This window comes from Clostridia bacterium, assembly GCA_014360065.1.
Lineage (GTDB): Bacteria > Bacillota > DSM-521 > Neomoorellales > JACIYF01 > JACIYF01.
This window is the reverse complement of record JACIYF010000015.1, coordinates 1-12,527: the sequence shown is the minus strand read 5'-3', so window position 1 is coordinate 12,527 and position 12,527 is coordinate 1. Positions and strand designations below refer to the sequence as shown.

The 12,527-nt window shown below is 55.7% G+C and carries 11 protein-coding genes; all 11 read left to right on the top strand.

The window, feature by feature from the left end; genetic code table 11:
* Positions 1-13 precede the first annotated feature (13 nt).
* Complete coding sequence (gene cooS, locus H5U02_04180; GenBank protein ID MBC7341633.1) at positions 14-1,942, top strand: anaerobic carbon-monoxide dehydrogenase catalytic subunit; 1,929 nt, start codon at positions 14-16, stop codon at positions 1,940-1,942.
* The gene (locus H5U02_04175) at positions 1,939-2,448 is read left to right on the top strand and encodes a 4Fe-4S dicluster domain-containing protein (GenBank protein ID MBC7341632.1); all 510 of its coding nucleotides are present in this window, start codon (positions 1,939-1,941) and stop codon (positions 2,446-2,448) included. Before cooS ends, H5U02_04175 begins: the two co-directional genes overlap by 4 nt.
* Before the next feature lie 175 nt (positions 2,449-2,623).
* A complete protein-coding gene (gene hyfB, locus H5U02_04170) occupies positions 2,624-4,645 on the top strand; it encodes a hydrogenase 4 subunit B (GenBank protein ID MBC7341631.1) in 2,022 nt (673 codons plus the stop codon).
* Between the two features lie 12 nt (positions 4,646-4,657).
* Positions 4,658-5,599, top strand: coding sequence for a respiratory chain complex I subunit 1 family protein (locus H5U02_04165; protein ID MBC7341630.1), 942 nt, complete (start codon positions 4,658-4,660; stop codon positions 5,597-5,599).
* 22 nt (positions 5,600-5,621) lie between these two features.
* On the top strand, positions 5,622-6,269 hold the full coding sequence (gene hyfE / locus H5U02_04160) for a hydrogenase 4 membrane subunit (protein ID MBC7341629.1): 648 nt from the start codon (positions 5,622-5,624) through the stop codon (positions 6,267-6,269).
* Between the two features lie 9 nt (positions 6,270-6,278).
* The gene (locus H5U02_04155; protein MBC7341628.1) at positions 6,279-7,760 is read left to right on the top strand and encodes a hydrogenase 4 subunit F; all 1,482 of its coding nucleotides are present in this window, start codon (positions 6,279-6,281) and stop codon (positions 7,758-7,760) included.
* Complete coding sequence (locus H5U02_04150) at positions 7,761-9,200, top strand: hydrogenase 4 subunit D (GenBank protein ID MBC7341627.1); 1,440 nt, start codon at positions 7,761-7,763, stop codon at positions 9,198-9,200.
* Between the two features lie 35 nt (positions 9,201-9,235).
* Entirely contained in the window at positions 9,236-10,957 is a 1,722-nt protein-coding gene (locus H5U02_04145; GenBank protein MBC7341626.1) for a hydrogenase large subunit, read from the top strand.
* 39 nt (positions 10,958-10,996) lie between these two features.
* Positions 10,997-11,551 (top strand): 4Fe-4S binding protein, encoded by a 555-nt coding sequence (locus H5U02_04140; protein ID MBC7341625.1) that lies wholly within the window; start codon positions 10,997-10,999, stop codon positions 11,549-11,551.
* Position 11,552: 1 nt separating this feature from the next.
* A complete protein-coding gene (locus H5U02_04135; GenBank protein ID MBC7341624.1) occupies positions 11,553-12,305 on the top strand; it encodes an NADH-quinone oxidoreductase subunit B family protein in 753 nt (250 codons plus the stop codon).
* The coding region (locus tag H5U02_04130; protein ID MBC7341623.1) for a formate hydrogenlyase at positions 12,295-12,527 on the top strand (233 nt) is incomplete at its 3' end. The genes H5U02_04135 and H5U02_04130, both read left to right, overlap by 11 nt.

Sequence of the window (12,527 nt, the reverse complement as noted above, 5' to 3'; positions counted from 1 at the left end):
GAGGTTGATGCTGATGGCCAAGTCATGTAACGTTTCTCTGGACCCGGCGGTTTGCGAAATGGCGGAAAAGGCCAGGCGCCTGGAGGTGGAGACGGTCTGGGACCGCTACCAGGCCATGCTTCCCCAGTGCGGCTTTGGTGAAACCGGGCTTTGCTGCCGGCACTGCCTGCAGGGCCCCTGCCGCATTGATCCCTTCGGCGGCGAGCCCAAGACCGGCATCTGCGGGGCCACCGCGGATGTGATGGTAGCCCGGGGCCTCGACCGGGCCATCGCGGCCGGGTCGGCGGCCCACTCCGGCCATGCCAGACACCTGGCCCACACCCTGAAGCTGGCGGCAAAGGGCAAGGCACGTGACTATACTATTAAGGACAAAGCTAAGCTGCGCTCTGTGGCTGGGCGCCTCGGCATCCCCACCGAGGGGAAGAGTATCGCCGAGATCGCCTTGGACCTGGCGGAGGCGGCCCTGGCGGACTTTCACGAGAAAGAGACGCCGGTCATGTGGGCAGCCACCACAGTGACTAAGAAGCGGGCCAAACTCTTTGCGGAAAAAGGTTTGCTCCCCAAGGGCATAGACTACGAGGTATCCGATATCATGCACCGCACCCTCTACGGCGTGGACGCGGACCCCGTGAACCTGCTTCTGGGCGGGTTGCGCTGCGGCGTGGCGGACCTGGCCGGCTGCTATATGGGCACTGACCTGGCCGATATCCTCTTCGGCACTCCCCAGCCAGTGGTGACCGAGGCCAATATGGGTGTGCTGAAGGCCGACGCCGTCAACGTGGCAGTCCACGGCCACAACCCGGTCCTTTCTGAGGTGATCGTGGCAGTGGCCAAGGAGATGGAGGGCGAGGCCAAGGCGGCCGGCGCCTCCGGCATCAATGTGGTGGGCATCTGCTGCACCGGCAACGAGGTGATGATGCGGCATGGCATTCCGGCCTGCACCCACTCGGTGAGCCAGGAGATGGCCCTGGTAACCGGTGCGCTGGATGCTGTGGTGATAGATTACCAGTGCATCATGCCCTCCCTGGCTACGGTGGCGGAATGCATGGGCACTAAGCTGATCACTACCATGGAGATCACCAAGATCCCCGGGGCCATCCACATCGAGTTTTCAGAGGAGACAGCCGGGGAGAACGCCAGACAGATCATCCGCCTGGCCATCGAATCCTTCTCCCGTCGCCGGGGTAAGCCGGTGGACATACCGCCATATAAGACCAAGGTGGTCGCAGGTTTCTCCGTGGAGGCCATCGTAGCAGCCCTCTCCAAGCTAAACGCCGAGGATCCTTTGAAGCCCCTGCTCGACCAGATCGCCTCCGGCAATATTCGGGGTGTCTGCCTCTTCGCCGGGTGCAACAACGTCAAGGTCCCGCAGGACCAGAACTTTACCGCAGTTGCTCGCAGGCTCCTGAAAGAAAACGTGCTGGTCCTGGCTACCGGCTGCGGGGCGGGTGCGCTCATGCGCCACGGGTTCCTGGATCCGGCCAACGTGGGCGAGCTGTGCGGAGAGGGCTTGAAGGCGGTCCTGACAGCCATCGGCGAGGCCAACGGCCTGGGTGGGCCTCTGCCGGCGGTGCTGCACGTGGGCTCCTGCGTAGACAACTCGCGGGCGGTGGCCGTGGCCGTGGCGGTAGCCGACCGGCTGGGCGTAGATACGGATCAGCTCCCGGTGGTGGCCTCGGCGCCCGAAGCGGTTTCGGAGAAGGCGGTCTCCATCGGGACCTATGCCGTGGCTCTGGGCCTGCCCACCCACGTGGGGGTCATGCTGCCGGTCCTGGGGGGCCCCCTGGTCACCAAGGTGCTGACGGACAAAGTCCGGGAGTTGACGGGTGGTTACTTCATCGTGGACCTCGATCCCGACTCCGCGGCCCAAAAGCTCCTGGCGGCCATCGATGAGCGCCGGGCTGCTCTGGGGCTCAGCGTTCCGGGAGGTGGGCGGCGATGATACGGAAGGAGATCTTCGTCCGTTATGACCGGTGTATGGGCTGCCATTCCTGTGAGCTGGCCTGCGCCATAAGCCACACCGCAGCCCGAGACTTGTTTGGGGCTCTCCTGGGGGGCGAAAAGCCGCAGAAGCGCATTTACGTGGACCAGGTAGGTCAGGTGAAAGCCCCGGCCGTCTGCCGGCAATGTGAAGATGCCCCTTGTGTGGCTGTCTGTATGACGGGTGCGATGCACAGCCGGGAAGATGGCGTTAATGTGGTTAACTTGACCCAGTGCATCGGTTGCTGGATGTGTGCCATGGCCTGCCCCTTTGGTGCGGTGGGGCGGGGCGAGGGCAAGGCTATAAAGTGCGACCAGGAGTGCGTGGATGAGGAGGGTGTACCGGCTTGCGTCCGGGCCTGCCCCACCGGGGCCCTGGTCTTCCAGACCGTGGAGGAATTTGAAACTGGGCGGCGCCTGGCAGCCGCCACTTCCGTCGGGGTTAAAGGGTATTCAGGACCGCAGTAAAGGTTTGAAACCGGGCGGCGCCTGGCAACCGCCACTTCATTACCAGATAGCGGTTTAGGGCAGGGGCGGGGTGAAGGAGGCCCCTCCCCCGCCTCGTGGCTCAAAATTGAGCAAGCTCAAAAGAAGTGCTGCTGCTAATGTAGTGTCTATTTTGAGGAGCTGGAGGTAAGTCTAAATGCTCGTTCAGCAGCTATTTCTGCTGTCCATTCTCCTGTATGCTGCCGGAGCAGTTGCCTCCCTGGCGCTGAATAGAGCCGGTAAAATTGCCAACTATGCTTCAGGAATAAGCGCCTTTGTGGCAGCAAGCGCCGGGATGGCTTCGGCCATTCAGGTCTTCGCTCGTGGAACGGGCTTTACGATGGAAGCGACGGACTTTATTCCCTTTGCGCGCTTTATTATCCAGGTCGATCTCTTTTCTGCCTTTATGGTGCTGGTCATTTCGCTGCTGGCCGCCGCTACAGCTATTTACTCCCTTGCTTATCAGGAGGAGTATGTCGGGAAGGGCGCTGGGGTACTGGGCTTTTTAAATAACATTTTCATTGCGTCCATGGTTTTGGTAGTTACCAGCGGCAATGCCTTCTATTTTCTCATTTTTTGGGAGCTGATGACCCTGGTTTCCTATTTCCTGGTTAGTTTTGACCAGGAAAACCAGGAGGTTGTCAATGCCGGATTTATCTATTTCTTGATGGCCCATGCTGGGACAGCAATGATTATGCTTTCGTTTATCCTATTTTTTCTTTATACAGGCACCTTTGATTTTGCCTCCTTCCGTAGCGCGAACCTTTCACCAGCGACCAAGAATTTGATCTTCCTGCTGGCCTTCTTCGGGTTCGGGGTCAAGGCCGGCATTATGCCACTCCATATCTGGCTGCCACGGGCTCACCCGGTGGCTCCTTCCAACGTTTCCGCCCTCATGTCGGGTGTGATGATTAAAACCGCTATCTATGGCCTCATCAGGGTTAGTGTCGATTTCCTTGGGGCTTCCGTTTGGTGGTGGGGTCTTATGGTACTGGCCTTCGGAGCCATCTCGGCGGTTCTGGGTGTGCTTTACGCTATAAGTGAAAATGATCTCAAGCGGCTGCTAGCCTATTGCAGTATCGAAAACGTGGGAATCATCCTGATGGGCGCCGGTGTTGGGATGATTGGCGCAGCCAGTGGACAGCCCGCTCTGGGAGTGCTCGGTATGCTGGCGGGGCTCTATCACCTGATAAACCATGCTGTCTTCAAAGGCTTGCTTTTTCTCGGGGCTGGTTCGGTAATCTATCGCATCCACACGAAAAACATGGAGGAGATGGGCGGATTGGCTAGGCGAATGCCGTGGACCGGGTTGGCTTTTCTGACCGGCGCCTTGGGCATCTCAGCTATTCCTCCCCTCAACGGTTTTGTTAGTGAATGGTTTATCTATCAATCGCTGTTCATGGCGAGCACCAGCAGTATCCTCACGATCAAGGTGCTATCGCCTTTTTCTGCTACCCTGCTGGCTCTAACGGGCGCCTTGGCGGCGATGGGTTTTGTAAAAGCCTACGGGGCCACTTTTACCGGTCCTTTGCGCAGCGATCCCGCGCGGGAGGCCAGGGAAGTGCCGGTGCCGATGCTTACCGGGATGGCGATTCTGGCAGCTGGCTGCATTGCCCTCGGGCTGGGTGCGCCGGTTGTTGCTCCTTATATTGGCAATGTGGCCTCGGCGCTGCTAAGCACCTCCCCGGTCCGGGTAAGTGACGGCCTGCTAGTATTTCCGGTAAGTAGCGCCCGGGCCATGCTCTCCACCCCGCTCATTGCCCTTCTCCTCGTGGGGCTGGTCACGCTACCCCTGTTAATTGTTGGCATGCAAGCTGGAATGCAGGCCGGGCGGCGTATCGATTCTGAGCCGTGGGCATGCGGATATAAGTATTCGCCGCGGATGGTGTACGCATCTTCTGCCTTTGCCCAACCATTGCGCGTGCTTTTCCGCCCGGCCTATTTGCTCAGGGCTACCCTCGCGAGGCCAGGCTATATCATTGCGTTATATTTCAAGGGAGCAGTGGTCTACGTCGCCCGCGTGGAGGCGATGTGGGAACATTACGTCTACAGGCCCCTGGTACGGGGTACAGTGTATCTGGGCAAACGGGTGCAAGCCCTCCAGATAGGGAATGTACGGCTGTATTGCCTATATATAATCGTAACGCTGGTAGTCCTACTGATAGCGACGGTCAGATAGGAGGAGAAAAAGATGCCCGGTAACCAGTTGCTCCTCATCGGTCTGGTGCAGGCCTTGTTTGTCCTGCTAGTAGCCCCTATTTTTACGGGCCTTTCCCGCACTTTGAGGGCGAAGCTCCACTCTAGGAAAGGTCCCGATATCTTTCAGAACTACCGGGATATATTTAAACTCATAAAAAGGCAAGAAGTGGTACCTGCCCAGGCCAGCTGGGTCTTCCGGCTTACCCCTTCTATAGTGATGGCAACCACCCTGCTCATTGCCATGGTGATTCCGATTTTAACCCTGCAGTCACCCTTGGGGATAGCCGGTGATCTCATCGCTGTCGTCTACCTGCTTGCCGTGGTCCGCTTCTTCTTTGCCCTTGCAGGTCTGGATTCCGGTAGCGGGTTCGGCGGGATAGGCGCCAGCCGGGAGATGGCCCTGGCCGTTCTCGTGGAGCCAACTATTATCCTGGTGCTGTTCCTGGTTGCCCTTCTCGCCGGGTCGACCGACCTGGGAATAATCAGCCAGAAGGTGGCGGCCGGTGAGATATCATATTATAGCCCGGCAGTCTGGCTGGGCATGGCTTCCTTTGCTGTTGCCACCTTCATCGAGACCGGCAAGCTCCCCTTTGACCTGGCGGAAGCAGAACAGGAAATTCAGGAGGGACCCCTTACAGAATATTCCGGGCGCTCCCTGGCTGTCCTGAAGTGGAGTTTGTACATGAAGCAGGTTGTGGTTATCGCCCTGTTTCTGGCCGTTTTCTTCCCGTTTGGGAGCGCGGCGGTGGTTAGCACTTCCTCCCTTCTGGTCTCCATGGCTACCTTCTTGTTGAAGGTTACCGGTTTTTACGTGATCGCTGCGCTGCTGGAAAACAGCATGGCCAGATTGCTCCTTTTTAAGGCCCCCACAGTAACCTGGGTGGCTTTCGGCATAGCCTTGCTGTCCTTCGTTTTCTACCTGGCCAATGTTTAAAGGTGCGGGAGGGGATAAGATAGTGTCCGGTACTAGCGTAGTCAACGCCCTGGCTGTGCTGCTCATCCTGACCTCGATGCTGGTAGTGGAAACCCGAAAGCTCCAGACGGCGGCGTACATGTACAGCATCCAATCCTTGGTCCTGGTGGCGATTTTTCTGTCCCTGGCCGTATTTATGGAAGCAGAACCGCTGTACATCTGGTCCATTACTGCCCTCATTACCAAGACCTTCCTGGTACCCTATCTCATCCTCAGAACCCTCAAAAAGGTAGGGATCCAAGAGGAGGGGCCGGCACTGGAGACAAGCTCGTCTATTTTTCTGGCGGTGGGCCTGGTGGCTTTATCGTTTGTGGTAGTCGAGCCTTTTCATATGCATGCGGTATTAAAGTTGAAGGTTGCGCTGGCGGTTTCTATAGCTCATTTTCTCCTCGGGTTGCTCTGCATTCTTGCTAGAAGAAATGCCCTTAAGCAGATATTGGGCTATTGCCTGATGGAAAACGGGTCGCATTTGACCCTGGCCATCATGGCCTACAATGCTCCCGAAACCGTAGAGATCGGTATCCTGACTGACGCTATCTTTGCCGTACTGATCATGACAATTATTGCCAGGCGCCTCTTCAAAGATTTCGGCACCCTGGACACGGATAAGCTCACACTACTAAAGGGTTAGGTGATAGAAGTGGGGGAGAATATTTTATTCTACCTGCCCGCGGTACCGCTGGGAACATCCCTGTTGGCTTTTGGGCTAAGGTCCCGGCGTATGGTGGAGGTTGTGCACTTTGCTGGGAGCAGTATCGTGGCTCTTCTCTCCTTGCTGCTGGCGCAGTACGTATTGAGCGGACAAACACTGCTCGCCCTTAATGGAATGCTTTACGCCGATAGCCTGACGGCGGTCCTAGTTCTTATCATCGGGGTAGTGGGGTTTCTGGACGGCTTTTACTCTATAGGATATATGCGATATAACCTAGCGCATGGCGAGGTAGATGAGAGGGGCGTCTGCTCCTATTACGGTTTTTACCACATACTCTTGTTGACCATGATTCTTTCTGCCCTATCCAACAATATCGCCCTTATGTGGGTGGCGGTGGAGGCAACCACCTTGGGTTCGGCCTTCCTGGTCGGGTTCTATAAATACAAGACATCGGCGGAAGCTGCCTGGAAGTATGTCCTGATCTGTAGCGTCGGCCTGGCTTTTGCCCTGTACGGGACCATCCTGACCTACTCCAATGCCTTTGCCATGGTGCAGGATGCTCACAGGGCGATGCTATGGACCGAGTTGGTAGGGATGGCTCGGGGTCTCGACCCGCAAGTGATGAAACTGGCCTTTGTCTTCATTTTGATCGGTTTCGGCGCCAAGGTGGGCCTGGTTCCTATGCACACATGGCTGCCTGATACTTACAGCGAATCTCCGAGCCCGGTGAGCGCCTTGCTGTCGGGTGTACTGATGAAATGCGCGTTATTTGCGATACTAAGGTATTATACCATTGCTTTGCAGGCAGTTGGCAAGGAGTTCCCGCAGACTCTGCTTCTCATCTTTGGCCTGCTTTCTGTGGGAGTCTCGGCCTTCTTCATACTAGTGCAGCCTGATGTTAAGAGGAAGCTGGCTTACAGTAGTGTTGAGCATGTAGGCATCATCGCCACCGGCCTGGGCGCAGGAGGGACGCTGGGAGTGCTTGCAGCGCTCTTTCACGCTATCAACCATAGCATCACTAAATCCCTTTTGTTTTGTACGGTGGGAAATGTGGCTCTCAAGTATGGTAGCAGGGACTCCCAAAAGATTAGGGGTATGTTCAAGGTGGCACCCGTTACTGCATTTCTGTTCACGACCGGGCTTCTGGCTGTGGCCGGTTCACCGCCTTTCAACATCTTCGCAAGCGAGTTTATGACCCTGATGGCTGGCCTGCAAGCTGGGCATTTCTGGCCGATGATACTCTTTCTTATCTTCCTGGTCATCGTCTTTGTCGCCTTTTTTATCCTTATAGGCGAGGCGGCTCTCGGTTTTCCTCCGGAGGACCTGCCCCGGGGTGACGCCGGTTGGCTGACCTTGTTGCCTCTTGGGATCCTGCTCGTGCTCATGGCCGGGCTGGGGGTACATTTACCTGCCCCGTTGAATCAATTGTTGCAGAGCGCAGTCAGCGTTGTCCTGGGAGGTGAGATTTAGATGGTTTGGTATGCCCTAGGAAGCATCTTGCTGCCGGTATTGGGAAGTTCCCTTGTGCTATTTTTGCCGGAGCGACACGTGAAAAAGGTGAGTCAGTTTTTCTCCCTCTTGGCTTTTGTCAGCGGTTTGCTTTTACTGATCGCTTTTGCGGTCAACCGCGTAAGCTTCACCCGGGAACTGGTGACTATAAGCGGTATCACCTTATATGGTGTAACTATAGATAGTCTCAGCGCCTTGGCCAACTTCATGGTAGTTTTCATCGGCTGGCTGATCTGCACCTACTCGGCCGGGTACATGAGTCCTGACAACAGGGAGCATCCCATTAAAGAAGGGATTCCCAGGTTTTATGCGCTCATGCTGCTTTTTATCGGCTCTATGGCAGGGGTGGTCTTCTCTTCCACGCTCCTCGGGCTCCTGTTCTTCTTTGAAATGACCGGTCTCTGCTCGTGGGGTTTAATCGGATTTTACGGGGATCAAGAATCCCGAAGATCCGCACTCATGGCCATCGTACTCACTCACGCCGCCGGGTTGGGACTCTATGTGGCTACTGCCTATCTTTATGTAAACGCTGGCAGCTTCTCTGTGGCTGCCCTCAATAAACTAACGGAAGCTGGAAAAACCATTGCCTTTATCGGAATCCTGATCGCCTGCTGGGGCAAGTCCGCTCAGTTTCCCTTCCAGTCCTGGCTCCCCCGGGCCATGGTGGCGCCGACACCGGTGAGTGCCTATTTGCATGCCGCTTCGATGGTGAAGGTTGGGGTCTACATTTTTGCCCGAGCCATCCTGGCAACCGAGGCGGTTCCCCAAGTGATCGGCCAGGTCGGGGCCATCATGGCGGTAGTCACCATGATTTACGGTTTTCTCATGTATTTCCCCCAGGATGATATGAAGCGACTGCTCGCCTACTCGACGATCACCCAACTCTCTTATATTTTCCTGGCCATCTCCATTTCTATCTACGGCTCAAGCATGGCCTTTAACGGAGCGGTGTCCCACATATTTAACCACGCTTTTGCTAAGGGGCTGTTCTTCCTGGTTGCAGGTGCGCTATCCTATACCACCGGTACCCGCCAGCTCTCGATACTCAAGGGGATTCTGAATAAACTTCCAGTGGTAGGCTTAGGTTTTATCGCCGCAGTTATGGCCGTTACGGGCGTTCCTCCCTTCAATGGTTTTTTCAGCAAATTCATGATCATAATTGGCGGTTTTGAGATTGGTAAGCACTATCCGCTGATCCTTGCCCTGATTATGGTTGCAATTGTTGAATCTGTTGGAAGTTTCATCTGGTTCCTGAAGTGGATGGGCACAAACGTCTTGGGTACACCCTCGGATGTAGTTGCCACTGCGGCTAAACCTCCTTGGGCGATCAAGTTTGTTCTCGCCATTCTTATGATTATGACGCTGATTTCCCAGTACATTGCTTTGATCTTGTTAAGCTAGAGACAACAGGAGGTTGGCATAGCATGCAGAATAAAATGAAATCCCAACAGGGCGAGAAAAAATACGTGGAGGCCTTGCGGTCTAAGTTTGGAGCGGTCATCCTTGAAGAGAGCTGGCAAGCACCGGATCAAGTAACCCTGACGGTTGAACTCAACTCCCTCCCGGAAGTTGTGGAAGAGACATATTACCGGCAGGGCGGGTGGCTTTCTAATGTTGTCGGGAATGATGAGCGCAGCTTGAACGGACACTTTGCGGTATACTACGTTTTATCCATCGAGGAAGAGCGGGATCCCCATAAAAACCTTTGGTTAACAGTAAAGGCCTTGGTTCCTTCCCATAAACCGGAGTTTCCCTCAGTAACTCCGCGGGTACCGGCGGCCGTATGGTACGAACGGGAAGTGCGGGATATGCTTGGGCTGGAGCCGGTAGGCCTCCCGGATGCGCGGAGACTGGTATTGCCCGATGACTGGCCAGATAACCTATATCCCCTGCGGAAGGACGCCATGGATTATCGTTTTCGTCCTGACCCGGTAGCAGAGGAAGAAAACTACAAGTTTATCGAGGTAGAAGGGGAGGGTATTGTCGAGGTACCTCTGGGGCCACTACACATTACTTCCGACGAGCCCGGGCACTTCCGGCTCTTTGTCGATGGCGAGTATATAGTGGACGCTGACTATCGCCTTTTCTACGTGCACCGGGGTATAGAGAAACTGGCCGAAAGCCGCATGGACTACGACCAGGTTACCTTCCTGGCCGAGCGGATTTGCGGCATCTGCGGTTACGCCCACAGCGTGGCCTATGCTTCGGCAGTGGAAACTGCCAACGGGATTGAGGTACCGCCGCGGGCCCAGTATATCCGCACCATCCTGCTAGAGGTGGAGAGAATACACAGCCACCTCCTGAATCTGGGGCTGGCGGCTCACCTGGTGGGTTTCGATTCGGGTTTTATGCATTTCTTCCGGGTACGGGAGAAGGCTATGCAAATGGCCGAAATTCTTACTGGAGGCCGAAAAACCTACGGCATGAACCTTATTGGCGGCGTACGCCGGGATATTTTAAAAGATGAGAGGGACCAGGTCTGGCGGCTGATCTCAGAGATCCGAGTCGAACTGGATGAACTGATTGACTTGCTGCTAAATACCACCAACTTTATCTCGCGAACCCAAGGAGTAGGCTGCCTAGACCCCAAGGTAGCCCGGGACTTTAGCCCGGTGGGTCCTAATCTACGGGGTTCCGGGTATGTGCGGGATACGCGGGCGGACCATCCGTATGGAGCCTACGACCAGGTACCCTGGGATGTCATTTCCAAGGATGGATGCGATGTTCTTTCCAGGGAACTGGTGCGGGCGGCAGAGCTATATGAGTCCTTTAAAATCATTGAGAGGTGTCTGGCCGAAATGCCTCCCGGCCCGGTCCTCGTGGAAGGGTTTGCTTATAAACCGTACACCTTCGCCCTCGGATATACTGAAGCCCCCAGGGGAGAAAATGTTCACTGGGTAATGACAGGAAACAACCAGAGGGTGTACCGATGGAGGCCGCGAGCTTCTACCTACAACAACTGGCCGTCCCTCAGGTACATGTTTCGGGGTAACACGGTGTCCGATGCCCCCCTCATCGTGGCCAGCATCGACCCCTGCTATTCCTGCACTGAAAGGGTTACCGTGGTCGATGTGCGTAAAAAGAAGGCGAGGACGATCGCCTACAAAGAGCTGGAACAGTACTGCCGGGAAAGGAAATACTCGCCGCTAAAACTTTAGCTCGGCCGTAAGCGAGCAAAAGGAAGGGGGATTCCCAGCATGCTAAAATTGCTTAGAAAAGCGCTACAGGTCGGGGAAGCCACGGTTGAGTACCCCTTTAAGCCGATGGAAGTAGCACCTGGCTTTCGTGGCAAACCGGTTTACGACTTTAGCCGCTGTATAGCGTGCGGCGCCTGTGCTACCGCTTGCCCGCCCAATGCCATTACTATGGACTGCGATTTAGAGCGGGGGATTAAATCCTGGAATCTAAACTACGGCCGCTGCATTTTCTGCGGCCGCTGCGATGAGGTGTGCCCTACGGGCGCCATCGCTCTTTCAGAAGAGTTTGAATTGGCCGCCGCCAGAAAGGAGGACCTGTACTGCCAGGCTAAGATCCAGCTTTGTAAATGTATCTCCTGTGGCGAATACTTTGCACCCTGCCGCGAACTGGAATACGTGCTGGCAAGCCTGGAGCAGGCGGGATTGTCGGAGAGCGGCCACGAAGGCTGGAAGCAGCTCCTGAAGGTATGCCCGGAGTGCCGGCGCCGCAAGGCAGCGGTGAGCGCAGCCGGAGCCCTCGGGGGCACGGGTAGGGTGCCGGGAGGGAGACAGTGATATGGACCAGGAGTTAAAGCTGGCAGAGCTGAAGGCAAGGCTTAAGAAAGTCATCAAGCGATCTGTCTATATCTACCGGGTGGACTGTGGAGGGTGTAATGGATGTGAGATTGAAATTTTTGCTGCTATCTCTCCTGTTTACGACCCGGAGAGGCTGGGGATGAAGGTGGTGTCCTCTCCCCGGCATGCCGATGTTCTTCTTTACACCGGCCCCATGACCAGGGCCATGCGGCTGCCGGCCATACGGGCGTATCAAGCGGCACCCGATCCCAAAATCGTGGTAGCCTACGGCGCGTGTGGCTGTAGCGGCGGTATCTTTCACGACTGTTACAGTGTGTGGGGAGGGGCTGACAGCATTTTCCCTATAGATGTATATATTCCCGGTTGTCCTCCAACTCCGGCAGCGACGTTGTACGGCATGGCTATAGCCCTGGATTTACTCCAACAAAAGATTAAAGGAGAGCAGTTTGTAGAAAGGGAGGTTACCCGGGTTGTTCCGAGATACAAGGGAGTTTGCCCCGACCTGGCCAGAGACATCGAGCGGGAGGCCCGCCGTTTGAGCGGTTACCTGCATGGCCGGCGCATAGCCGCCCAATATCTCGAGTTCGTCAGGGAAGGAGACCCGCTGGCAGTCGACCGGAAGATCAAAGAGCTGATCAAGCAGGAGAAAGATCCGCGACTGGCCGAAATTTTTTTGAGCTTGCACAAAATTTATATGCAGAAGGTGGAGAGGGTAGGCCGTAATGCCGGGTAAGGTAAAATTCTTTAAGCTGTGCAAGAGGTTTGTGGACGAAAAAGACGCCCCGCCTGAGGTTAAGCAGCTGGAGTATTATGCCTTGGCCATTGGTCACCATATAGGAGTGGTTGATTGTTTGTCGCCCGTTATGGTTATGGAAGAGGGAGACTATTTTCAATGGATTAGCAAACTGCCCCAGGGAAAAGCCAGGAGCAAGCTGGAGAGCCTGGCAAGGTGGGG